At 57.5% G+C, this 24,072-nt stretch carries 25 protein-coding genes; 12 read left to right on the top strand and 13 right to left on the bottom strand.

Annotation, left to right across the window (positions count from 1 at the left end; all coding sequences use genetic code 11):
* Window positions 1-61: 61 nt before the first annotated feature.
* From AC6RA8_RS04820 to AC6RA8_RS04795, 6 genes are all read right to left on the bottom strand, one after another.
* Window positions 62-952 (bottom strand): carbohydrate kinase family protein, encoded by an 891-nt coding sequence (locus tag AC6RA8_RS04820; RefSeq protein WP_500350990.1) that lies wholly within the window; start codon window positions 950-952, stop codon window positions 62-64.
* Window positions 949-2,007: an ABC transporter ATP-binding protein gene (locus AC6RA8_RS04815; RefSeq protein ID WP_500350989.1), complete on the bottom strand. Its 1,059-nt coding sequence runs from the start codon at window positions 2,005-2,007 to the stop codon at window positions 949-951. The genes AC6RA8_RS04820 and AC6RA8_RS04815 overlap by 4 nt, the downstream gene beginning before the upstream one ends.
* Window positions 2,008-2,010: 3 nt before the next feature.
* Window positions 2,011-3,525, bottom strand: a complete 1,515-nt coding sequence (gene argH, locus AC6RA8_RS04810) for an argininosuccinate lyase (RefSeq protein WP_500350988.1) — start codon at window positions 3,523-3,525, stop codon at window positions 2,011-2,013.
* Window positions 3,526-3,529: 4 nt separating this feature from the next.
* Window positions 3,530-4,402, bottom strand: coding sequence for a carbohydrate ABC transporter permease (locus AC6RA8_RS04805; protein ID WP_500350987.1), 873 nt, complete (start codon window positions 4,400-4,402; stop codon window positions 3,530-3,532).
* Between the two features lie 2 nt (window positions 4,403-4,404).
* Window positions 4,405-5,298 (bottom strand): carbohydrate ABC transporter permease, encoded by an 894-nt coding sequence (locus AC6RA8_RS04800; protein ID WP_500350986.1) that lies wholly within the window; start codon window positions 5,296-5,298, stop codon window positions 4,405-4,407.
* Window positions 5,299-5,366: 68 nt separating this feature from the next.
* Window positions 5,367-6,620: an extracellular solute-binding protein gene (locus tag AC6RA8_RS04795; RefSeq protein ID WP_500350985.1), complete on the bottom strand. Its 1,254-nt coding sequence runs from the start codon at window positions 6,618-6,620 to the stop codon at window positions 5,367-5,369.
* Window positions 6,621-6,741: 121 nt separating this feature from the next.
* Between AC6RA8_RS04795 and AC6RA8_RS04790 the strand changes: the two genes are divergently transcribed.
* From AC6RA8_RS04790 to AC6RA8_RS04780, 3 genes are read left to right on the top strand one after another with little or no spacing between them, the layout of a single operon-like run.
* Window positions 6,742-7,914, top strand: a complete 1,173-nt coding sequence (locus AC6RA8_RS04790) for an ROK family transcriptional regulator (RefSeq protein ID WP_500350984.1) — start codon at window positions 6,742-6,744, stop codon at window positions 7,912-7,914.
* Window positions 7,915-7,928: 14 nt separating this feature from the next.
* The gene (locus AC6RA8_RS04785; RefSeq protein WP_500350983.1) at window positions 7,929-10,226 is read left to right on the top strand and encodes a PIG-L family deacetylase; all 2,298 of its coding nucleotides are present in this window, start codon (window positions 7,929-7,931) and stop codon (window positions 10,224-10,226) included.
* The gene (locus AC6RA8_RS04780) at window positions 10,213-11,070 is read left to right on the top strand and encodes a DMT family transporter (protein ID WP_500350982.1); all 858 of its coding nucleotides are present in this window, start codon (window positions 10,213-10,215) and stop codon (window positions 11,068-11,070) included. The genes AC6RA8_RS04785 and AC6RA8_RS04780 overlap by 14 nt, the downstream gene beginning before the upstream one ends.
* 69 nt (window positions 11,071-11,139) lie before the next feature.
* On the opposite strand, the gene AC6RA8_RS04775 is transcribed toward AC6RA8_RS04780, so the two are convergent.
* Both AC6RA8_RS04775 and AC6RA8_RS04770 read right to left on the bottom strand, forming a co-directional pair.
* On the bottom strand, window positions 11,140-11,559 hold the full coding sequence (locus AC6RA8_RS04775) for a hypothetical protein (protein ID WP_500350981.1): 420 nt from the start codon (window positions 11,557-11,559) through the stop codon (window positions 11,140-11,142).
* Window positions 11,560-11,566: 7 nt separating this feature from the next.
* Complete coding sequence (locus AC6RA8_RS04770; RefSeq protein ID WP_500350980.1) at window positions 11,567-11,917, bottom strand: VOC family protein; 351 nt, start codon at window positions 11,915-11,917, stop codon at window positions 11,567-11,569.
* An 89-nt stretch (window positions 11,918-12,006) separates the two neighbouring features.
* Between AC6RA8_RS04770 and AC6RA8_RS04765 the strand changes: the two genes are divergently transcribed.
* Window positions 12,007-12,444, top strand: coding sequence for a winged helix-turn-helix transcriptional regulator (locus AC6RA8_RS04765; protein ID WP_500350979.1), 438 nt, complete (start codon window positions 12,007-12,009; stop codon window positions 12,442-12,444).
* Here the strand turns inward: AC6RA8_RS04765 and AC6RA8_RS04760 are convergent.
* The gene (locus tag AC6RA8_RS04760) at window positions 12,430-12,783 is read right to left on the bottom strand and encodes a winged helix-turn-helix transcriptional regulator (RefSeq protein ID WP_500350978.1); all 354 of its coding nucleotides are present in this window, start codon (window positions 12,781-12,783) and stop codon (window positions 12,430-12,432) included. The two genes, AC6RA8_RS04765 and AC6RA8_RS04760, sit on opposite strands and share 15 nt — an antisense overlap.
* A 116-nt stretch (window positions 12,784-12,899) precedes the next feature.
* Between AC6RA8_RS04760 and AC6RA8_RS04755 the strand changes: the two genes are divergently transcribed.
* A complete protein-coding gene (locus AC6RA8_RS04755; RefSeq protein WP_500350977.1) occupies window positions 12,900-13,568 on the top strand; it encodes a glutathione S-transferase family protein in 669 nt (222 codons plus the stop codon).
* A gap of 11 nt (window positions 13,569-13,579) precedes the next feature.
* The gene (locus AC6RA8_RS04750; RefSeq protein ID WP_500350976.1) at window positions 13,580-14,038 is read left to right on the top strand and encodes an SRPBCC family protein; all 459 of its coding nucleotides are present in this window, start codon (window positions 13,580-13,582) and stop codon (window positions 14,036-14,038) included.
* 71 nt (window positions 14,039-14,109) lie between these two features.
* Here AC6RA8_RS04750 and nagA read toward each other — a convergent pair whose 3' ends face one another.
* Genes nagA through AC6RA8_RS04730 form a run of 4 tightly spaced genes read right to left on the bottom strand, consistent with a single transcriptional unit; the run spans window position 14,110 to window position 17,918 of the window.
* A complete protein-coding gene (gene nagA / locus AC6RA8_RS04745) occupies window positions 14,110-15,249 on the bottom strand; it encodes an N-acetylglucosamine-6-phosphate deacetylase (protein WP_500350975.1) in 1,140 nt (379 codons plus the stop codon).
* Window positions 15,246-16,274 carry an SIS domain-containing protein gene (locus AC6RA8_RS04740; protein WP_500350974.1) on the bottom strand — a complete coding sequence of 343 codons (1,029 nt, stop codon included), beginning with the start codon at window positions 16,272-16,274 and terminating at the stop codon, window positions 15,246-15,248. The genes nagA and AC6RA8_RS04740 overlap by 4 nt, the downstream gene beginning before the upstream one ends.
* A gap of 20 nt (window positions 16,275-16,294) precedes the next feature.
* Window positions 16,295-17,044, bottom strand: a complete 750-nt coding sequence (locus tag AC6RA8_RS04735; protein ID WP_500350973.1) for a GntR family transcriptional regulator — start codon at window positions 17,042-17,044, stop codon at window positions 16,295-16,297.
* Window positions 17,031-17,918, bottom strand: a complete 888-nt coding sequence (locus AC6RA8_RS04730) for a glucosamine kinase nucleotide-binding domain-containing protein (RefSeq protein WP_500350972.1) — start codon at window positions 17,916-17,918, stop codon at window positions 17,031-17,033. Before AC6RA8_RS04730 ends, AC6RA8_RS04735 begins: the two co-directional genes overlap by 14 nt.
* Before the next feature lie 156 nt (window positions 17,919-18,074).
* Between AC6RA8_RS04730 and AC6RA8_RS04725 the strand changes: the two genes are divergently transcribed.
* The 6 genes from AC6RA8_RS04725 to AC6RA8_RS04700 form a co-directional block, all read left to right on the top strand.
* Complete coding sequence (locus AC6RA8_RS04725; RefSeq protein WP_500350971.1) at window positions 18,075-18,962, top strand: N-acetylmuramic acid 6-phosphate etherase; 888 nt, start codon at window positions 18,075-18,077, stop codon at window positions 18,960-18,962.
* A gap of 26 nt (window positions 18,963-18,988) precedes the next feature.
* Window positions 18,989-20,242: an ABC transporter substrate-binding protein gene (locus AC6RA8_RS04720; protein ID WP_500350970.1), complete on the top strand. Its 1,254-nt coding sequence runs from the start codon at window positions 18,989-18,991 to the stop codon at window positions 20,240-20,242.
* A 64-nt stretch (window positions 20,243-20,306) separates the two neighbouring features.
* Window positions 20,307-21,221: a carbohydrate ABC transporter permease gene (locus AC6RA8_RS04715; RefSeq protein WP_500350969.1), complete on the top strand. Its 915-nt coding sequence runs from the start codon at window positions 20,307-20,309 to the stop codon at window positions 21,219-21,221.
* 10 nt (window positions 21,222-21,231) lie between these two features.
* The gene (locus tag AC6RA8_RS04710; protein WP_500350968.1) at window positions 21,232-22,071 is read left to right on the top strand and encodes a carbohydrate ABC transporter permease; all 840 of its coding nucleotides are present in this window, start codon (window positions 21,232-21,234) and stop codon (window positions 22,069-22,071) included.
* On the top strand, window positions 22,068-23,099 hold the full coding sequence (locus AC6RA8_RS04705) for a Gfo/Idh/MocA family protein (protein WP_500350967.1): 1,032 nt from the start codon (window positions 22,068-22,070) through the stop codon (window positions 23,097-23,099). Before AC6RA8_RS04710 ends, AC6RA8_RS04705 begins: the two co-directional genes overlap by 4 nt.
* On the top strand, window positions 23,096-24,072 hold a 977-nt coding region (locus AC6RA8_RS04700; protein ID WP_500350966.1), incomplete at its 3' end, for an ABC transporter ATP-binding protein. The genes AC6RA8_RS04705 and AC6RA8_RS04700, both read left to right, overlap by 4 nt.

The raw sequence follows: 24,072 nt of genomic DNA, 5'->3' as shown, positions 1-24,072 counted from the left end.
TCGCGCAACATGAAAACCCGGCTGCACGACCGGTGGAACAGGATGCAGAGGAACGGGGCCCCTACTCCGCAGCCTTGATCGGAATGCGGTGCAGACCAGTCAGACCACCGGTGCCACCCACCTGCCCAACTGCCGCAGCACCGCAGCGGACACCGGTGGACAATGCCTGAGGTACTCCGACACCGGACAACCACGCGACCAGAAAGCCGCCATTAAAAGCGTCACCGGCACCAGTTGTATCGACGACCTCGACGATCGGTGCGGGACAATGATGGGCGCCATCCGCACCCTCGGCACGCGCGCCGCGCGCACCTTCTTTCACGACGGTGAGCGGCGCTGCTCTGGCGTTAAGACCACTGCTCATGAGGGCGGCAAGTTCATGTGCATTGGGCAAAAACAGGTCAACCTCGGAGATAATGCGCGTCATCTCGGCACCGCGATGGATCAAGGCATCATCCCAACCACAATCAAGCGATACCGTCATTTGGTAAGCCCGCGCACGCGCGACGAGGTCGGGATGTTCGACCAATGTCCGCAACTCTCCAACGTGCAGATGGCGCCAATTTGTGGGCCATCGGATATCAGGTAACGCTGGACCGCTCGCATGAGTCAGGAAGGCCCGGTCGTTGTCCAACACGGACGCAACCGTAATCTGTGGGGATTGCCCGGCGGCCGCGGCAGTACAGAGTGTGGCATCAATCCCAGCCGCTGAAATGTCCCGCAAAACAGTTTCGGTAAAAGGGGCTGCCGGAAGAGTGGCACATAACCCTGCTTGACCGCCCAACGCCTGGATTGCAGCCGCTGTAATGAAAGCACCACCGCCCGCATGCAGACTAAGGCCCGGGGCAAACACTTCTTCGCCAAGACGGGGCAGATGTGGCAGATCGGTAAAGATCAGGTCGCAATAAAGCCGCCCCGCGCAAAGAATGCTGGGAATGGGCTGGCCTGTCACGTCAGAACCGCCCCACTCTCGGCGTCAAAGACATGGACGTTGGCGGGATCTGCCGACAGTGTAACGTGTGCCCCTACATCCGGCGGGCTGCGCCCGTCAGCCTTCGCAATTACTTCTCCTGTCTCAGTGGTGACGTAGATCAACGTTTCAGCACCGAGCGGCTCGCGCACTGTCACCTGTCCGGTGACAACCGCTTGTCCGGGTCCTTGCAGTGTCAGATCGTCGGGGCGGACACCCAAGAGGATGGAACGGCTTGTTGTGCTGGTATGGGTGGTGTCAACGGATTGACCGGACGCAAGCCGCACGCCACCGCCGTTTAATGTACCGGGCAGCATGTTCATCGAAGGCGCACCGATGAACCGCGCAACAAAGGTATTGGCCGGGGAGTGATAAACCTCTGATGGCGTGCCGACCTGTTGGATATGACCGTCTTTCATAATGACGATCCGGTCCGCCATTGTCATTGCCTCGACCTGATCATGGGTGACAAAAATGATCGTGTTGCCGACCCGCTGGTGCAGCTTCTTGATCTCCAAACGCATTTGGGTGCGCAATTGTGCATCAAGGTTTGACAGCGGTTCATCAAACAGGAATACGGCCGGATTGCGGACCATCGCACGACCGATCGCAACCCGCTGGCGTTGTCCCCCTGAGAGCTGGGCAGGCTTGCGATCCAACAAATGTGTCATATCGAGGATACCAGCGACTTCGCTGATCCGTGCCTCCTTGTCAGCCTTCGACATCTTTGAAGACCGCAATCCAAAGGCGATGTTCTTCTTCACCGACATATGCGGGTAGATCGCGTAGTTCTGAAAGACCATCGCGATGTCGCGTTCCTTGGGCTCGAGGTGATTTACGACCCGATCGCCGATCACAACCTCACCGGACGTGACCTCTTCCAAACCTGCAATCATGCGCAAGGTGGTGGACTTGCCGCAGCCTGATGGTCCAACAAAGACGATGAATTCGCCATCCGCCACATCAAGGTTGATACCGTGAAGAACTTCGGTCTGGGCGTAGGCCTTCGTAAGTGTGCGTAGGGACAGATTGGCCATGGATCAGACCTCCAGAAGGACGGCAAAGCTGTGGTCGAGCATGGCGCAGGCCGCAACGTGGCGGTCTGCACGGGCCGTTGCACGTTCGATCAAACGATTCAGGTCCGCGTGGTAGACGGAAAACGCAGCGTTTAGAGCCGCAGGGGCGGGACCGCCGGGACGATCACGAACAGCAACAAAATGTTGGGCCGAAACAACTGTCGCGAACCGCTCTTCTGAAAGTGGCGTGGCTCGGCCAGTCTCGGCCTCGAAAGCCTCTGCAAAGGCCGAAAATCCGTGACCAAGAGGCGCACCAGCTGCAATCACGGTACGGGCTGTCATCGCCGCGACTTCGTGAGCCTGACGAAACGTCAGCCCCTCATCCCGCACCAACTTGTCCGCCAGTTCCGTGATTGTGATGCACGCTGCATCGGTGTTCCGAGCCACGTTGGTATCATTGATCTTACAGGCAGGCAGAAACGCCTGCAGCAAGCGCAGCATTCGTCCACCACTTTCAAACGCGGCAAACCCGGCCTGCTGCACTTCGCCTTCACTGTCATTCATGTCTGTGAAAGGCGTGTTGTGCATCGTGTCCACTACCATGTCGCAACGCCCTGCCGTAACACTGGCAAGGTGCCGCATGTGTTCGATGGGGACCGGATTCCGCTTTTGCGGCATGATGGATGAAATCTGCACAAGGGCGTTTGGCACATATAGCTGCCCAACCTCGAAGGACGCCCAGACGCCCATATCTTGGACCACGCGGCCCAAGTGTACGAAGGGCAGTTTCAGTGCAGAGTACAAGCCGGTGACATAGTCAACGGAAGCAATGCAACCATACGCATTCAGCAGCGGTCCTTCGAACCCTAGAAGTTGTGCCACTCTGCCCCGATCGATAGGAAAACCGCTGGTGGTAATCGCAGCGGCACCCATTGGGCAATGCTCAAGACCATCTGCCGCGGCATCCAGCCGCGTCATATCGCGCAGCAACACCTCGATCACGGCCGACAGGTAGTGACCGAATGTCGTTGGTTGCGCGGGTTGGCCATGGGTGTAAGCAACAATTAATGTCTCCTTCTCCTGCTCGGCCTTATCCAGCAATGCCTGTGTGAGGTCTGCGAGCAGCTTCAAGATGCCCTGCGCGCGCGTCCGCAGCGCCAGCTTGAATACCGTGTGGTCCATGTCGTTGCGGGACCGGGCCGTGTGCAGTGCGCCGCCCAAATCGCCAAGCTTTGCACGCAACGCCGCCTCAACAACAAAGAAGTAATCTTCGTGCTCACCGGTATAGGTTAGCGCCGCGATATCGGTCTCATCTTCGATCGCTTGTAGCGCTCGAGCCAGCGCACGCGCGTCCGCTGATCCAAGGATGCCAGTTTCGGCCAACATCACCAAATGGGCGCGGTTGATCTGCGCTATTCCATGAGCAAAATGCGTTTTGACGCCTTCGAACAGCGGCGCCAAAACCGTGTCGCGGTAGGTTGGATCGGGAAAGTTGGTTTGGTCGGTCATCGCGTCGGACCTCTGGTCGGTGTCTGGCATGTCATCACCCTTTCAACCCCGCCATCACCACCCCACGGATGATGAACCGTTGGAAAATCAGAAAGACAACCAGCGTTGGAATGGTCGATATGGCGGCGCCTGTCATGATCAACTCCCACGCCACGTCCGCCTCATCCCCAAAGCCCGACAGGCCCACGGGGATTGTATACATCTCGACCGAGTTTGTGACGATCAACGGCCACAGGAAGGCAGTCCAGTTGCCAAGAAATACAAAGATCGCCAGGGCGGCCAAAGCCGGTTTGACCAGCGGCATTGCAACGGTCCACCAGATCTGTAACTCGTTCAGCCCATCAATGCGCGCCGCTTCAATGAAGTCATCCGGCACACTTTCGAAAAACTGTTTCATCAGGAAGGTGCCAAAAGCCGTCATCAAACCAGGAAACATAATGCCCCAATAGCTGTCGAGCCAGCCGAAGCTCTGGCTCATCAGATACCAGGGGATCACCAGCATCTCGGTCGGGATCATCAGGGTGGACAGGATCGCGATGAAGACGATCTGGCGACCGGGGAAGCGAAACTTGCACAGCGTGTAGCCGACAAGACTGTCAAACAGCAGGTTCGAGATGGTGGTGATCGTGGCAATGATGATCGAATTGACGAACCACCAATAGAACCGCCCGTCCTCAAGGACAAAGGTGTAGTTCTCGATCGTGGGTTCCTCGGGGATCAGATTGACGTTGTAAACCTCGTGCGGCCATTTCAGCGAGGTCGAGATCATGTAGACGATGGGCATGACCATCAGGATTCCGCCAAGAAACAGTAGCAGCCAGCGGATGATCTGCCCCATGTTGCGGGGCTTGGTGACCGAAGAGCGGTCGAGCGTGGCAGAGGAGGCGCGGATATCGGTTGCGGTCATGCTCAATCGCTCCGCAAAAGCCAAAGCTGCGCCAGCGAAACGAGCAGAAGGATCAAGAACAGAACAACGGTTTGTGCGGCCGCATAGCCCATGTTGAAGCCGTTGAACGCGGTGTCATAGATCATCAGGACCAGCGGCTTGGTCGAATTCAACGGGCCGCCCGGGTTGTTTGTGGTCATGTTGAACACGTGATCGAAAATGCGCAGGAACCCGATGGACGAAAAGACGACAATGAACACTATGGTCGGACGCAAAAGCGGGATCGTGATCTGCGTCAGAACCGTCCACCAGCCAACGCCATCAATCTTGGCCGCCTCGTAATAGCTTTGTGGAATGGTCCGCAGCCCGGCCATGAAGATGATCACCTGAAACCCAAGACCGGCCCAAACGGCGGGGGCAAGGACAGCGGGCAAGGCGTTCGTGGTCGAGTTCAAGAAGGCGATCTGCGGAATACCGAAAGAGGCCAGCAAATTGTTGAACAGCCCGATGGGCACATCCTGGTAGAACCAGCGCCAGACCCATGCCATCGCCACGGCAGAGGTCATGAACGGCAGGAAATACAGCATCCGCAGAAAACCGTGCATGAAGCGCAGCTTGTCGAGGTGGTAAGCGATGATGAAGCTGACCACCAATGACAGCGGCGTGCCGATCAACAGATATTCGAACGTATTGACGAAGACCTTCCAGAACACCGGATCATTCCAAAGCTCTGTATAGTTCTCCCACCCAATCCAAGTCCGGTCTCCAAGCAGGTTCCACTCCTGAAAGGAGATCACAAAGGCTGTACCCGTGGGATAAAACCGGATGACCCCGTAAAAAAGCACCGGCAGCGCAAGGAAGGCCCACGCCCAGACGATCTGTTTCTGTTTGATCGAGAGGTTGGAATACAGCGGCATCGGATGTCCCAAGAAGGAGGGGGCAGACCGCCTCAGTTGGGAGACAGGCGGCCTGCTGGGGACGACGACTATTTGTAGTAGTCGTCGAGGATCTTCTGTTCGGCTTCAGCCGCGATAGCGAGGCTCTCGGCGGCGCTCATTCCTTCCAGCGTCATCCGTTCAACCATCTCGACCATCAGCTGGCGCTGACCGCTCTCATTGGCGAACTTTGTGGTGTTGGCATAGGCCAGACCACGGATGAAGGGGCCGTACGTCTCGTTGCTGGCGTTGGCCTCGGTCAGGCCTACCGACGGTTTGGCTGGCAATTCACCCACCACATCCAGCCATATCTGCATCGCTTCGTCCGAGGTGACGTATTCCATGAACTTCACAGCCGCGTCGTATTTCTCGCCTTCCGCCTTGGTCGTGATCGCGTTGACCCAATAGGAGGAGTAGTTCGAGCGCGCGCCATCTGCGGTGGCCGGCAGTTCGGTCACGCCCCATTTCAGACCGCGCGTCTTGTCCAGCGACCCGATGCGGAACGATCCGTCAATATGGAAACCTGCACGACCCGCTTTGAAAGCCGCCTGCGGCTCGTCCATAAAGCCGATGGCTGATACGGCATCATCACCGCTAAACAGGCTGGCATAGAAATTCAATGCCTCCAGCCCGGCATCGGTGTTGTAATTGACCGTCTGGTAGTCATCCAGATACGGCTCACCCCCAAACTGGCGGATCAAGCCCTCGCGCCACCAATGGTGGTCCTGTGCGGTCATCCCGGCCGTCATGCCAACTTGGGTGATATTGCCCGCGCCATCGCGCTTGGTCATGGCCTTGGCAGCAGTCATTAGCTCGTCAAAATTGGTAGGTGGCTCCACCCCCGCTTCGTCCAGCAAACGTTCATTGTAGAACAGCGCCAGAGATCGCACCGCAGTTGGTAGGGCCCAGTACTGATCACCGTCCTTCATAGCCTGAACCATAGGAAAGTACTCTTCGTCGATCTTCGCGGCGGGGAACGAGTCTGCAGGCAAGGGCTGGATCAGCTCGGCGGCGACATAGTCGTTCAGCCAGCCATAGAACAACTGCACCACATCCGGACCTTCGCCTGCTGGAATCGCGGCGGCGACCTTTGTGCGATAGTCAGCATAGGGAAAGTGGGTCATCTTTACAGTGATGTCCGGATTGGCGGCTTCGAAATTCTCGATGAGCTGCTCCATCGCCGTTACGCGGGCGTCAAAGAAGTACTGCCAATACTCAATCTCGACCGCGGACGCAGCGGAGCCAAGCAATGCCATCGCACTGGTCATCCCACCCAGAACCACACCCTTCAGATAACGTGTCATGAACAACCTCTCCTATTGCATGGCGCCGTTTGTCCGTCGCCGATTCCTCTCAGGGTTAAGCCAAGTAAATTTAATATTCAAGTAAGTTGAGTTATTGCTTTGGTTGAGTTAAAGCCGTCCCATGACCAGTTCTGATCTCCTGTTCGATTCACGCCCAGGTGCCAATCCCGACCGGTCGCGACTGCGAAACAGAAAGGCCGTGCTTGGCCGGATCAACAATGCAGGCCAAATGGGGCGCGCGGCGATTGCGCGATCACTGGGCTTGTCGACCCAAGCCGTCAGCAATATCATCGCCGATTTAGAAGCCGAAGGGCTGCTGATCGAACGCGGCGCGCAAAGCGCGGGCCGCGGACTTCCCGCTGTCCAATACGCTGTGAACCCCGAGGGCGGTTTTGCACTGGGGGTAGAGATACGCCCCGATGTTCTGCTGACCTCCCTTGTCGATCTCGGCGGTCAACCACGGGCCACCAGACGTCAGGTGCTGACCGATCTGGCACACGGCAAAATCGTGAGCGAGGTTCTGCGACTAAGGGACCAGATGCTGTGCGAATGCGGTGTCAAACCTGACCGTTTGCTGGGCGCCGGGATCGTGATGCCCGGCCCTTTCGGCGCAACTGGCCTGTCCGGTCAAGCATCCGACCTTCCGGGATGGCAAACAATTGATGCCCAGGCGCTTTTTGGCGAGACGCTCGACCGGCCGGTGATCGTGTCAAACGACGCCAATGCTTCGGCCATGGCCGAACGGTTTGGTGCAGCGCAAGGTCTGACAGACTATGCCTTTCTCTATTTCGGCGCGGGCCTGGGCCTCGGCCTCGTGCACCACGGGCAGTTGGTTGAAGGCGCCTTTGGTAATGCTGGAGAGATCGGCCACTTGCCAGTCATGACCAAGCACGGATTGAAACCTTTGGAGCAAATGGTCAGCCGCGTCTCCGCCCAGTCAGCCCTGGCCGCGCATGGTCCTCTCGACATTGATGCTCTGGACCGGCTGTGCAATGCCGCAGACCCCGATCTCATGCGCTGGCTTGGAACTGCGTGCGACGCACTCGGGCAGGCTTTGGGCGTGATCGAAAACCTGTTCGACCCACAAACTGTGATCCTGGGCGGCGCAATGCCGGCGTCCATCCTTGACCACCTCGCGCAGGGAACACCCCTGCCCGAGCTGTCCGTTTCCAACCGCCCGGATGCAACCCTGCCCCGCCTGCAATGCGGTACCTCCGGGCGCATGACCGCGACCTTTGGCGCTGCCGCCCTGATCCTTAACCGCGCCTTCACGACGCAGACGACCGCCCTTTAGGAAAGACCATCGACATGCCGTTGTCCGACCAGTCCCGCATCCTGCACCAACGCCTTGCACCACGCATCGTGGCGCTTCACCGTGCACTTAGCCGCCTTCAGACGGTTGTCTCATTCATGAACTCAGGCGCGCATCCGGATGACGAGATTTCGGACATGCTCGCCGCACTTGGTGTGCGAGACGGGATCGACATCAGCTACGCCTGCGCCACGCGAGGCGATGGTGGTCAGAACGATATTGGCACGGAATCCGGCGCGGCACTTGGAGTTCTTCGCACAGCCGAGATGGAGCGTGCGGCAGATGTACTGAACCTGCGGCTTTACTGGCTTGGCCAGTCCCCCGACGACACGATACGGGATTTCGGGTTTTCAAAGTCCGGAGAAGAGACACTGCGGCATTGGGGGCGCGAGCGCACCTTGCGGCGGTTCGTCGAAATTGTGCGGACTGAACGTCCCGACATCCTTTGCCCTACCTTTCTTGATGTCCCGGGCCAGCATGGCCACCACCGCGCGATGACCGCCGCCGCACATGATGTCATGGCGCTGGCGGCGGACCCCTCTTTCGAAACCGGGCATGCCCCTTGGCAGATTGCAAAACTTTATCTGCCCGCTTGGTCTGGCGCGGGGCAAGCCTATGATGACGATCTGCCTCCGCCTGCTGAGACGCTGACGGTCCTTGGCGGGCGCGATCCGATCACCGGCTTCTCCTACGCCCAGATCGGCCAGCAAAGCCGCGCGTTTCACATCACTCAGGCCATGGGCCGCTGGGTCCCGCCTGGGGAAACCCGGAACTGGCCCTTACATCTGGCTGAATGCCATGTGACAGGACCAGATGAGGACTTGTCGTCAGGCTTACCAAACACACTTGCCGATCTTGACTTGGACGACGCACAGACACATTTCGACAATGCACGTTTGGCACTTCCTGATTTCGCAACAGTTCAGGCGGAAACCGCTGCAGGCTTGGCTCTTTTGCAAACGGCGACACCTGCGCCAGAACACGCGCACAAGGTCAATCGCAAGATCGCGCAGGCGGCCCAAGTGATCCAAATTGCCGCCGGGATTGACGCGTTTGTCACCGTCGGCACAGACACCGTGACACCCGGTGATACAACGGCGCTGTCCATCGCCCTCGAAACCAACGGCGCGGAAGTCGAGACACGGATCACCCTGCCCGATGGATGGAACGCGGACGGCGACACACTGCACACGGGCAACGCGTCCCCCAGCCCCGCAATGCCGGACACCTATTTCCCAGATGCTCCTGCAGCCCCGTTTGTCTCACTGACAGTGCACACCGGTGATGTGGTCAGTCAGACCCACCTGCCATTTGAAAGCCCGCCGCTGGTCTTACCCAGCCTGCGGGCCACGCTTGATCCGGTGACTGAAATCGTGAATCTGCGGACCGCACGACGCTGTTTACCACTCACGCTGCGCACGCTCAATCCCACCACAGCGAGCCCGGCGCTGACACTGCCCAAAGGCTGGATCGCCTCCCGCACCGAAACAGGTTTTGAGATCACGGTGCCCAATAGTGAAGCCGTGGAGCACTATACGATTGCTCTGTCACTCGGCGGTCAACAGGCTCAAACGGCTCGGATCATCCGCCATCCGCACATTCCGCCGCGCGCATTGACTGGACCCGCTGAAATAGCAGTGCACGTGATTGACTGCGCTATTCCAACTGCAAAGATCGGGTATATCGGTGGCGGTAACGACCGGGTGGATCACTGGCTGGCCTGTGCGGGGTTCGACATCACGACGCTGGAAGATGAGCAGATCACACCCGCAACACTGGCAGAGTTTGATGCCGTGGTGATCGGTATCTTTGCCATCAAGTTCCGCCCCGGCCTCGGGGATGCAATGCCAATTCTGCATGAGTGGGTGGCCTCCGGCGGTACCCTTCTTACTCTGTATCACCGGCCTTGGGACAACTGGGATCCTGACACGACACCGCTAAAACGGATCGAAATCGGTCAACCTTCCTTGCGGTGGCGCGTGACTGACCAGCGCGCCGAAGTGACACATCTTGCCGAACATCCAGTCCTCTCGCACCCCAACGAAATCACCCAGGCCGATTGGGATGGATGGAACAAGGAGCGAGGACTCTACTTCGCCAAGAGCTGGGACGAGGCTTATACACCCCTCTTGTCTATGGCAGATCCGGACGAAGCACCGATGACCGGAGCGTTGCTGACAGCAGAGATCGGCAAGGGGCGCCACAGCCACTGCGCCCTCATTCTGCATCACCAACTCGCACATGGGGTGCCGGGCGCCTATCGCCTGATGGCGAACCTACTTGCACCGCGCTGAAGACACCGCGGCCCGCAACCTTTCAGGCGGTGCATGGTTGATTGCCGATATGGCGCTTAACGTCCTTGCACTCACCATCGTAAAAGCCCTGGGATTGGGCTACCCGGCTGTACAGTTGGTCTTTCTCCGCGCAGTCACCGGCCTGATTGTCATGATGCCTTTCATATGGCACGATCGACGCGCGTTCAGAACGGTGGACCGATTGCCACTTCATGCGGTGCGAGTGGTGTTGTCAGCACTGGCTCTGACCACCAGCTTCTTTGCCATTGCGCGCATGCCGTTTGCCCTATTCACGGCGATAAGTTTCACGCGACCCGTAGTCACGATGGTTCTGGCACTTCTGCTCTTGAAAGAGTTTGTGCCGCGCCGCCGTTGGTGGGCGGCGGGGGTTGCGTTTGCTGGTGTCTATGTTGCGGTCGATCCAACACTTGTGACGCCGAACTGGGGCCTGCCGGCCGCCTTCATGACTGTCCTGTTCGGTACATCTGCCATCATCCTTACACGCAAGCTGTCCGATACGCCTGTCGTTGTGATGATGACATTTTACACCGGCGGGCTGACCATTCTAGCCGCACCGTTTACCCTGGCAGTTTGGACACCGATTGCCCCTGATTACCTACTACCGCTGCTGGCGATTGGCCTTTTTGCTCAGTGCGCACAGTTCTGTTTCTTGCAAGCGCATATCCGCGCCGAGGCAGCCTTTCTGTCAGTGCTGGGCTATCTCAGTTTGGTGATGACGACTGTCGTCGGATACTTAGTCTTCTCCGAAGTCCCTACCGTCGCATTTTTCACCGGTGCGAGCCTTATCATCGTTGCGGCTGCCTGGACCACTTTTTCGCGCTAGGAACGTGGTCACCTATAAAACTTGAGGCTCACGTCAGATCAAACCGCGCGCAGCCAAGTGGGTACTTGATCAAGCCGCCACGCTCGCCCGACTTGCGCCGCGAAAGATGAACCCCAAAGCCAAAGCAAATAATCCAAACTGCACACCAAGATAAACCGTTTCCATCAAGATAAATGTGCCCGCGTTGGGAACATTCTGCTTTGCAACCAGCGCAAGCACATGGCTTGTCCAAAAGAACAAACCCAAAAGACCGGCAAATTGAAAGGCCCGGGTGTAGCCGGTGCTGCGGACCTTGAACATCGGGTAAATGGTGGCCAACACCGCACCCTGAATGACCATGGTGGCGAAGCCGATGGCGATATTTGGATCGCCCTCAAAGTAACCAAAGGCCATGTATTTATCCTTGAACAAGATCAGGTGCCAGATGATAGCCAGGGGAAATACGATCACCGGGTAGATTGCTGTGGCCAGTATCTGCTTCTTCGTCATTGTGACCTCACACGTCCTGTCCACGCTTCCAAAGCGCCATCACGCTGCCACCGGGATCACGGATAAAACTGGCGTCGCCTGCTGGGCCCTTAACGTCCTCAAAGAGGATTGAAGCGCCGCTTTTGCGGGCGCGCCCAACTGAAGCCTGCAAATCATCCACCTCAACATATGGCACCCAACCCGCAATCCCGGACATCTCATTACAAACTGCGGCAAAAGGCTGGTCCGCACCTTCTCCGGTCAAGAATGTCATCGATCCAATATCCGAGGGTTGCCATTCAAACATGTCCTGCAGGAACTGCACCGTCTGCTGACGTTGCGCTGAGATATTGTCGAACCAGACGAAGGGTGGCTGCATGATTTCACTCCACTTGCATTTTGCAAGCAAATCCTTAGGTCGCACGCTTGCATATTGCAAGTGGTTTTTAAGCGCCTATAACACACATCATGTCAGCAGCAGTAAAACCGGACTGGAACGGATGTCCGACACGCTATGCGGCGGCCATCGTCGGCGACAAATGGTGCTTCCTGCTTTTGCGGGACGTCTTGCTGCACGGCAAACGTACCTATCGCGAGTTCCTGGCGTCCCCTGAGGGGATATCAACCAACATACTGGCCAATCGCCTCGCCAAACTCGAAGCCCTTGGGATGTTCACCCGCGAGCCTGATCCTCGCAAGGCCAGCAGTGTTTGCTATTTCCCGACACAGAAGGCCAAGGATTTCCTACCAGCACTTGTGACTATGATGGTTTGGGCCGCGCAATATGATGAAGCGACCGAAGCGCCCGCCTCGTTCGCAGAGAGCTATGCAAATGATCCGAACGGCACGATTGCATGGTACGAGGCAGAGATTGATCGTATTGACAGGACGCTAAGGCGCGGCTGACCGGTTGGTCCACCAGTCATGCATAGACGTAAATACAGGTTTCAAAGCCAATCCATCCTTACTCGCTGAATACTCAACTCGCGGCGGAACCTCGGCGTAGACTTTTCTGGTCACAAGCCCATCTGCCTCGAGCGCCCTGAGTTGATTGGTCAGCATGGTTTGCGTGATGCCATCAATGGATTTGCGCAGCTCGCCGAACCGCTTGGTTCCCTGAAAGATCAGAATCTGCAGAATCAGCAGCTTCCATTTCCCGCCAATCATCCCGATCACCATCGGTGCAGGGCACGTCTTTTCACCTGTGACAGGCCCATCGATCAGGTCAGTTGCGGCTTCAGACATGCGCTTTTCCTCAATAGTATCATTTTTGATAGTACATGAAAAGTTTCTGCCTACTTTTCTGAACATACCAATGGGGCTAGGCCTGTGTAAACACGCAGCCTCAGAGGATATGCACAATGACCCTCGAATTTTGGACAGTGAGCGGGGCACCAAGCCCCTGGCGCGTTGCGCTTGGCATGGCTTTCAAGGGCCTCGACTATGACATCCACATGCTTTCCGCGGCACAGAAACAGCACAAGTCAGATACATATCTTGCACTAAATCCTCGCGGCACTGTCCCAACTCTAACAAGTGGTGATCAGACACTTACGCATTCGATCGCTATCCTTGCATGGCTGGATCGCGCGTATTCCGGCCCACCATTGTTCGGAAAATCACCGCAGGATTCCGGGCAGATCTGGCAACGGACAATGGACGTTTTTGACTATTTGCCCCCTGCCACCAGCGCGGTTCTGTCGCCAGTCTTTTTCAGTAGCGCCGCAGAAGCCACTGACGACCTGTTGGCTGCCGCTGGCACCTTACGGTCCGAGTTGGGCCGATTGTCCGACATCTTGAACACTGACGCCTACCTTTCGGGCGAACACCCGGGAGCCGCAGACGCCGTTGCCTTCCCGCATGTCCGACTGATCCAACGGGCGACGGAAACGAAACCACAGATCATGCAAGATCTCGGCTTGCCTTCCCTCTCCACGATCTCGCCCAAAGTTGCAGATTGGGTTGCGCGAATTGAGGGGCTGCCAAACGTGGCGCAAACCTTTCCACCTCATTGGGCCGAAGCGTCGTAAGGAGCAACGCAATGAACAAGCAAAACTACCGGAAATCCATCACAGTAAAAGCCGACGCCACCGCGGCGTTCAATGCCGTCACCAAAGATGTCGAACACTGGTGGACGCGCCCGGATCAACCCCTTCGAAACGTCGGAGATCGGGCAAAATTCTCCTTTCCGCCCGGGGTTTCTTATTGGACCTTCGAACTGACCAAAACCGACAACCCGTCACACGTGGAATGGACATGCGTAGACGCCCTGCACGTTCACGAGGGACAACCAAAAGCCATTGAAACCGAGTGGCTGGACACCAAGGTAATCTGGTCCATCAACGAAGCAGGGACAGGCACGACCATCGAGCTTGAACACAATGGCCTTACCCCGCAGCTGCTGTGCTATGACATCTGCGAGGCGGGTTGGGACATGTTCTTTTTGGACAGCCTGAAAAAGTATCTCGATACGGGGCAAGGCGCACCGCATCCTTCCTGACAAACCACTCTGTGCGCAGGAGTCAGCCCTGCACCAAATACACGCCCAATACCCCTTTCCGACCAACCGGCTCAGATCAAGGCTGAAAAACTGCTCAGGTCAGAAGAAATGCGGATCATGTCGCTCAATCGCGTCCGTCCGGGTTCCAATACGGGACCTGGCAGTCCGATAAGCTCAGCCGGGTTACTGATGGCCGACTTCAGCGCGTCATCAAGCGGAACTCCGACCTTTTCGACAATCGTGCGAACGGCTGTGGTCAGATCCAAATCGGCACCTGCTAGGGTTCCGTCGGCAAGGGTCAGGATACTGTTCTTGCGCCGGATGGGCCGACCGCCCAATTCAAAAACCTCATCGTCAGTCCCCGCAACAGCCATGGCATCACTCACCAAGAACAGGCGCCCCGGACCGACCTTTGCCTTCCATGCGGCACGCATGGTTTCCGGGTGGACGTGAACCGCATCAGCAATCAGACCAGCGGACGCACTGCCGGTTGCAAGTGCCGCTCCAACCAAACCCGGTTCACGATTGCCCAATTGGCTCATGGCGTTGAAAAGATGCGTGGCGCACCGGGCACCGCTGGCAAAGTATCGACGGCAAGTATCAAAATCCGCATCCGTATGCCCCAACGAAACGACGACATCCGCGGCTGACAGCGCTTCAACTTGCATCCTTGTAACGTTCTCCGGTGCAATGGTGACCATCAAGACCGGCAAGGAGCGCGCAGCCACCAACAAAGCATCCAGATCGTCCTGTTCCATGGGGCGGATCAATGCAGCGTCATGGGCGCCCTTGCGCGCAACTGACAGGTGAGGTCCTTCAAGATGCAGGCCGACAATGCCGGGGACACCGTCCTGCACGGCATCGATCGTTGCGGCAATTGCGGCGGTGGTCTTTTCCGCCGTATCGGTGATGAGCGTGGGTAAGATGGCACGAACCCCAAGCCGCCAGTGCGCCGATGCAATTCTGCGGAGCGTGCCCACAGATGGATCATCATTGAACATGATGCCATCGCCACCATTGACCTGAAGATCGACATAGCCAGGTGACAGAATATCCCCATCCAGCTGGATCTCGGAGCCGCCAGCAGGCACGTCAATATCAGGCCCAAAAGCCGTCAGGATGCCATCCTGAAACTTGACCGAACATGCCTTGTGCAAGGCCTCTCCATCAAAGACCTGAGCATTCCGACAGATTACTTCGCCTTGAGTCATACCGTCTCGGTCACTTTGTTAAGGTGCCGCGGAGCGTCTGGGTTGATACCACGCCGTACCGCAACCGCCTCGACCATACCGTAGAATGACACAATTGCCGCAACCGGATCGGTCAAGCCATGCCCTGTCCGCACGTGTGGCAAGACCGTTGCGCGCTTAGCACCTTGGGCCAGAGTAAAGACCCTCGCCCCTTTTTCAGCAAGCGCGTCAGACGTTTGCGCAACGCTGTCTTCGGCAGCGTCACCCGCAGCGAAGGCAATAACAGGAAAGCTTTGCCCAACGATCGAGACGGGTCCATGCAACACTTCGGCGGACGAGTAACTCTCAGCATGAATGAGACACGTTTCTTTGAACTTGAGAGCCGCCTCGTTTGAGATTGCCCAGGCGGGGCCCCGTCCCAGCGTGAAAAGCGATGAGCCATCAATCGCATCCGCAGCTTCTGACCAGTCACATCTGGTTGCGGCGGCAAGGTGTTCCGGCAGCGCGTGGATGGCAGCGACAAGATCATGCTCACGCTTTGTCCCTGCGATCAACCAAAGGCCCGCGACAAGGGACGTTACGAAAGTCTTGGTTGCGGCGACGCTAAGCTCTGGACCCGCATGTATGGGCAGTGTGATTTCCGAGGCCGCGGCAAGGCGCGATGTGTCGTTGTTGGTGATTGCAACCGTAAAAGTGCCATTCTTTCGAAGGCTTTCCGTCATGGCCACTATGTCCGGGCTCTGCCCGGACTGCGAAACAGCAATGCAAAGCGCTTCAGGCGCATCAAGATCCACGCCATAGATCGAACTGACCGACGGGCCAACCGAAGCCATTGGTCGTTTAAGGATCAGTTCGCTGACATATTTGAGGTAGGTACAGGCATGATCTGACGATCCCCGCGCGACCGACAATAAAAAGCGAGGATCAAAAGCGCGCGCTCTTTCAGCGGCTGCGGCAACAGCACTGCCGCCCTCGGCCAAAAGGCGCTCGACCGCATCGGGTATCTCAAGAATTTCCCGGCGCATCTGTGTTGGTTCGGTGGACATGTGGGATGACCTTCCTCTTGTCACAAACGCAGCTCCGCCACGAAATCATAGGCATCACCACGATAGAGCGAGCGGGTAAGTTCAGCGACTCGACCACTTTCCAGATATGATGTGCGTTCAATTTTCAGTCCGGCAGCCCCATCAGCAACGCCAAGCAAGTCTGCCTCAGGGGCGTCGATGTTGATGGCTGAGATTTTCTGAACCGCACGGACAGGGCGCCGTCCGTGGCGCGCCAAAACCTCGTATAGCGACGTCTTGACCTCCAATGGGTTCGGCAAGATGTCGAGCGGCAACGAAGCGCGTTCCAGCGCCATTGGTCGACCACCCGCCTCGCGCAGGCGATAAATGCGCGCGACTTCGTTCACATCGCCAAGGCCAAGCACTCGCTCCTCCTCCTCGGTAGGCGCAAAGACACCGCGCTCCAGCCATTTCGAGGTTGTGTCGAGGCCACGATGGGACATGTCCTCTGTGAAAGAGGTCAGGTGGGAAAGCGACTGCTCCAACCGAGCAACAGGCTCACGAACGAACGTCCCAGAGCCCTGACGTTGCTCTACAAGACCGTCCTGAACCAGCGCCTGGATCGCCTTGCGCACGGTTACACGCGACAGATCAGTGATATCCGCCAGCTCTCGCTCAGGCGGGAGTGAGGAGTTGGGCGGCAGAACGCCAGTGCCGATCCCCTCTTCCAACCGCCGCCTTAGCTGCACGTAACGCGGCCCACCATTGGCGGCCAACCAAACATCCGGGCGAAGGAACTCAACGGTGCTCATCGGCGATCTCCCTTGCAAAATCCAGCGCGAGGGACATCGCGCCATCCAGTGGCTCACCCTCGCCGCTTGCCACACAAGCGCGAAGATCTTCGGGAAGGTATGGTTCGTAAAAAGGACCAATACCGCCGGTTAAACACAGGGGCACGCCCGCTTGCCATCCCAAATGGTAGATTGCTCGGGTCACCTCGCGCGCCCCCCGAGACATGATCTCCAGCGCGAGCGTTTCACCGTCCGCCGCAGCATTGGTCACCTGCGGTGCCAGCTTGCCAAACTCCGACGGATCCGCTGCACCCGCAAAAGCAACAAGACCCGCAGCCCCTTTGAATTCCGCCAGGATACGATCGCTCAGCGGACTGACATCGACCCGACCATCAACGGTTTCGAGCGTCATCTGAAGAGCCATGCGACCAACCCACTGCGCCGACGCCTCATCTCCCAGAATAGGGCCCCAACCGCCCGCCAGCTTGATGTCGCCACTGAACTGTGCGGCATAAAACGAACCGGTCCCGCAATGGGCGATAACACCATCCCGCTGGCCCAGCACACCGCGCACGGCTGCGGGCCGATCATCCGCGATTCGAACCAGCCGAAACGGCAATGCCACGCTCAAGCGCTCAATGATATCTGTCCCCGTAACACCGGCCAGACCAACAAAGGCAGGTGCGGCGGACAACTCTTCAACCGGCCGCGACATACGCTCGGCAATGCACTGAAGTCCCTGCGCAACCTCACGAACCGCCCCGTCAAAATCGGTGGACACATTCGCAGACCCGGTTTCGACCGAAACGACATTCTCACCCTCGAACGCATTCATGCGGCAACGCGTTCCACCACCGTCGATGGCAATGACAAGGGTATTGTCGGATCTGCTCATAGTAACTCCAATACAATACCTATCAGGAAAACTAAAGGCCTAAATAAAACCATTATGTTCATATTCAGCAATTTCGCCCCATAAATCGCAGGGTTAAGAAAATTCTGGACAAAAGGTATTATATAGGTATCTTTTTACATAGAGCGGAGGAATCGCATGCCCACACCACGGACAGAGGCGCTGCACGACATGGCAGAAGGGCTCGACATGCGCCCACTGGCCGACGTGGCAGGCGTGCTGGCCCGCGGGCAGATTTCCGCGGCAGAGGTTGCTCTGGCGGCAGCCCCAACAATCGCACACGGCGCAACCGCCATGGCAAACACGATCCGCGCAGGCGGCGTGCTACACTATGTGGCCGCCGGATCTTCGGGGTTGATGGCTGCCGCAGATGCGCAGGAACTTGGCGGCACGTTCTCCATTCAACCTGCACAACTGCGTATTCATATGGCGGGCGGTTTGCCGACCGGCGTCGAGATGCCCGGGGACACCGAGGACGCCACTGACAGCCTTCAGGATTCGCTCTCGGACCTGTCCACACGGGACACGATCATCGCCGTCTCGGCCAGCGGCTCGACACCTTACACCCTTGCCGCCGTACAGATTGCGCGATCGGCAGGCGCTACAATTGTGGCGATCGCCAACAACACCGGCTCCGCACTTCTGGAACTGGCAGATCATCCAATCTGCCTTGCCACACCACCCGAGGTGGTTTCAGGATCAACTCGTATGGGCGCAGGTACTGCACAAAAGATAGCACTCAATATGTTGTCGACGCTGATGGCGGTTGAACTTGGCCATGTCCATGATGGAATGATGGTCAACGTACGCGCCGACAACATCAAATTGCGCGCACGGGCGCGTTCCATTGTCTGCCGCATTGCAAATGTCGAACAGACCGCTGCCGACACTGCGCTCGAGATGGCGCAGGGTGACGTAAAGCCAGCTGCCCTCATCGCCGCCACGGGTGTATCAGCAGAGAAGGCACATGAAATTCTTCGAGAAACCGAAGGAAACCTTCGCGCCGCCTTGGCGCGAAAAACTTGACTAAAAAATCCTAGGGGAGGTCAAATATGACACGCAATACATTAAAGCTGGCGCTTGCAACGACAGCGTTGGTGGCAACGAGCGCCCACGCGGAAGATACCACTTTAACCATTGAAAGCTGGCGCAACGATGACCTGAAACTCTGGCAAGAACAGATTATCCCGGCATTTGAAGCGGAACACCCTGGCATCAAGGTCGAGTTCAGACCGTCGGCACCGGCCGAGTATAACGCCGTACTTAACTCCAAACTGGATGCGGGATCGGCGGGCGACCTGATCACCTGCCGCCCCTTCGATGCGTCCCTCGCCCTATACGACGCCGGTCATTTGTCCGACCTTAGTGACCTCGAAGCCATGTCGAACTTCTCGGACGTCGCCAAGTCCGCGTGGCAAACGGACGATGGTACAGCCAGCTTCTGTGTTCCGATGGCAAGCGTCATCCACGGGTTCATCTACAACAAAGACGCCTTTGAAGAACTGGGCCTGAGTGTCCCGGAAACAGAGGCCGAGTTTTTCGCAGCCCTCGACGCGATCAAGGAAGACGGCGGTTACATCCCGATGGCGATGGGCACCAACGACCAATGGGAAGCCGCGACAATGGGCTACAACAACATTGGTCCGAACTACTGGAAAGGTGAAGAAGGCCGCCTCGCGTTGATCGCGGGCGAACAGGCCTTGACCGATCCGCAATGGGTCGCACCCTATGCCACCCTCGCCCGCTGGGCCGACTATCTCGGTGCGGGATATGAGGCACAGACTTACCCCGACAGTCAAAACATCTTCACATTGGGCCGTGCAGCGATCTATCCGGCGGGCTCTTGGGAAATCTCCGGCTTCAACGCACAGGCGGATTTCGAGATGGGAGCGTTCAAGCCGCCGGTCCAGAACGCGGGCGACACGTGCTACATCTCGGATCATACGGATATCGGGATCGGCATGAATGCTGCGACCGACAATCCTGAAGCCGCGCGCACGTTCCTGGCCTGGGTCGCCAGCCCTGAATTCGCAGGCATCTTCGGCAACGCTCTCCCAGGTTTCTTCCCCCTGTCGAAAACGCCTGTTGAACTGGAAGACCCGCTTGCCAAAGAGTTCGTAAGCTGGCGCGGCGAATGTGAATCCACGATCCGGTCCACATACCAGATCCTGTCACGTGGCACGCCGAACCTTGAAAACGAAACATGGGGTGCATCGGTGGCAGCAATCAAAGGCACCGCAACGCCGGAAGAACTTGGCCAAGGCCTGCAGGACGGTCTGGCAAGCTGGTACGAACCGCAGCAGTAAACTCCCCTGCTGCAAAACCCCGGGCCTATCAAACGACCCGGGGCCTTTTCCCGGAGTGAGATAAATGAAACAGGCCCGCATTCGCTGGCATATCCTCGTATTCCTTGCGCCAGCCGTCTTTGTCTACACCGCCGTGATGATCTTTCCGCTCTTCAACACTCTACGGCTCGCACTTTACACGCGGGTCGATCAGGAACGGGTGTTCGTGGGCTTGGAGAATTTCCGCACTCTGTTCTTCGACCCGATTTGGGCCGAACAATTCTGGAACGCTCTGGGCAATAACTTCTGGTTCTTCTTGATCCACATGCTGGTTCAAAACCCGATTGGCATTGCGCTTGCCGCGCTTCTCAGTCATCCACGATTGCGGTTCGCCGCGCTTTACCGCTCGGCGATCTTCATTCCGACAATCCTGTCATTCGTGATCATCGGCTTTGCATGGAAGCTGATCCTGTCACCCATCTGGGGCATTGCACCGTCGATGTTGGATGCCGTTGGTCTCGGCTCGCTCTACGCCCCGTGGCTCGGTAAAGAGGAATATGCGCTAACGACACTGGCGCTTGTTTCGGTCTGGCAGTTTGTTGGCATTCCGATGATGCTGATCTATGCCGCACTTCTCACCATTCCCGAAGAAATCCTGGAAGCGGGCGAGGTCGACGGCATCACCGGCATAGCGGCGTTCTGGAAAATCAAACTGCCACTGATCCTGCCGTCCATCGGGATCATTTCGATCCTGACCTTTGTCGGCAACTTCAATGCCTTTGACCTGATCTATGCCGCGCAAGGTGCGCTGGCAGGGCCGGACTTCTCGACCGATATCCTGGGCACATTCATGTATCGCACCTTCTTTGGTTTCCAGCTTCAACTTGGCGACCGGCATATGGGCTCGGCCATAGCTGGCGCAATGTTTGCAATCATTCTCGTTGGTGTCTGCATCTACCTCTTCGGCATCCAGACGCGGATGCGCAGATACCAGCTGTGAGGGCCCCGCGATGAACAATGCACGATCCAATCCGCTGAACACGATGGCGATGCACGGGGCGCTCATCCTCTACACGCTGATCGCTCTGTTTCCGGTTTTCATCATCCTGATCAACAGCTTCAAGGAACGACGCGCGATCTTTCGTGAACCGCTGGCTCTGCCAAATTCCGAAAGCTTCTCTACCATCGGCTACGAAACAGTCATGCAGCAGGGCGACTTTTTCCTCTACTTCCAGAACTCCATGATCGTGACAGTGGCCTCGCTGTTCTTCGTGCTGCTCTTTGGAGCGATGGCGGCCTACGCCCTCAGCGAATACCGGTTCAGGGGCAACATGCTGATGGGTCTGTACCTTGCATTGGGCATCATGATCCCGATCCGCATCGGCACCGTCGCGATCCTCGAGATGATGGTGGCCACCGGGCTTGTGAACACGCTCTGGGCCTTGATCCTCGTGTACACAGCACAAGGCCTGCCGCTGGCGGTGTTCATCCTCAGCGAATTCATGCGCCAGGTTTCGGACGACCTCAAGAATGCCGGGCGGATCGATGGGCTGAGCGAGTACACGATCTTCTTCCGCCTTGTGCTGCCGCTGGTTCGCCCCGCAATGGCGACAGTTGCGGTGTTCAACATGATCCCGATCTGGAACGACCTCTGGTTCCCATTGATCCTTGCGCCTGCCGAGGAAACCAAAACGCTGACACTCGGGTCTCAGGTGTTCATCGGACAGTTCGTGACGGACTGGAACGCGGTCCTGTCTGCCCTGTCGATGGCAATCCTACCGGTGCTGATCCTCTACGTCATTTTTTCGCGACAGCTGATCCGCGGCATCACGTCCGGAGCAGTCAAATGACGCGGGTTCTGATTGTCGGCCTTGGCAATATGGGACTGAGCCACGCGCTTGCGCACCATCACCACTCAGATGCCCAGATAACGGGGCTGGTCAATCGGTCTGACGTCGCACTTCCTCAAGAGCTTTCGGACTACCCGAGGTTCGCCACCTTCGAGGAAGGCATGGCTACAAACCCAGATCTGGTCGTGATTGCAACCTACTCGGACAGCCACGCCGACTTTGCATGCAAGGCAATGGATGCTGGCGCGCATGTCTTTGTGGAAAAGCCACTGGCAACAACAGTCGAAGATGCTGTGCGCGTCGTGGAGACCGCAAAACGGACAAACCGTAAACTGGTCGTAGGCTATATTCTCCGACATCATCCGTCGTGGATGAGGCTGATCGAAGAAGCGCGCGACCTCGGCGGGCCGTATGTATTCCGGTTGAACCTAAACCAGCAGTCGTCAGGCACTGAATGGGAAACCCACAAGGCGCTGATGCAGACAACCAGCCCGATCGTCGATTGTGGCGTGCATTATGTCGACGTGATGTGCCAGATCACGGACGCGCGCCCGATCCGCGTGCACGGAATGGGGCTGCGCCTGTCCGATGAAATCGCCGAGGACATGTACAACTACGGCCAGTTTCAGGTCGTCTTCAGTGACGGCTCGGTGGGCTGGTACGAGGCTGGATGGGGCCCGATGATGTCCGAGACGGCATTCTTCGTCAAAGATATCGTCAGCCCAAACGGGTCCGTTTCAATCACCGATGGCAACAAAGGGGCATCGGCAGACATCGACGGACACACGAAAGTGGGCGGCATTCTTGTGCACACACCTGACGGGGACCGGCAAATCGACATGACCGACGAACCCGGCCACCAAGCCCTGTGCGACGCGGAACAGCACTACACATTGCGCGCCGTTGCCGAGGACATCAACCTGACACGCCACATGAACGATGCGGTGCAGTCGCTCGCCATCTGCCTGGCCGCGGATGAAAGCATCCGGTCAGGCCAACCCATTTCGCTTGAGGAGATCCTGACATGACCGCCCTGTCGCTGAAAAATGTGAACAAGTCCTTCGGCAAGGTCCATGTCCTCAAGGACATCAACCTGGATGTCGAAGAAGGCGAATTCGTTGTCTTTGTGGGCCCATCAGGTTGTGGCAAATCCACGCTGCTCAGAGTGATCGCAGGTCTCGAGGACGCGTCATCGGGCGAGATCAGCATCGGTGGCGAGGTCGTGAACCTGACGCCCCCCTCCAAGCGCGGCATTGCAATGGTGTTCCAAAGCTACGCGCTTTACCCGCACCTGAATGTGCGCGGGAACATGACCTTGGCCCTCAAGCAGGAAAGCAAATCCAAGTCAGTGATCGAAGAGCGGGTGCAAACGGCGTCCAAGATGCTCAATCTAGAACCCTATCTCGACCGTTACCCATCTGAACTGTCGGGCGGACAGCGCCAGCGCGTAGCCATCGGTCGGGCCATCGTCCGCGAACCCGAATTGTTCCTGTTTGACGAACCGCTGTCGAACCTTGATGCAGCCCTTCGGATGAACACCCGGATCGAGATTGCAAACCTGCACCGCCAGCTTGGCGCATCCATGATCTATGTCACGCACGACCAGACCGAAGCCATGACGCTGGCAGACAAGATTGTTGTCCTGCGCGACGGGCGGGTCGAACAGATTGGCAGCCCAATGGAACTTTACAACGATCCCGCAAACCAATTCGTTGCAGGGTTCCTTGGCTCACCCTCAATGAACTTCTTCCCGGCTGGCATCGTTCAAAACGGTGATGACCGGATCTTGGGCATCCGCCCCGAAGACCTGTTTCTTGCCGATGACGGCATTCTGTCTGCCCGCGTCAGCCATGTTGAAAAACTCGGTGGCGATACCAACGTGATCGCACATCTGAACGATCACCAAATCACGGCACGGCTTTTTGGTCAGCACGCGGTCGAAGAAGGTCAGGACCTGCGCCTCGGGTTCAATCCGCAGAGCGCATATCATTTCGATACGCA

Source organism: Tateyamaria sp. (genome assembly GCF_059783535.1).
This window is presented reverse-complemented; position numbering and strand designations above follow the sequence as displayed.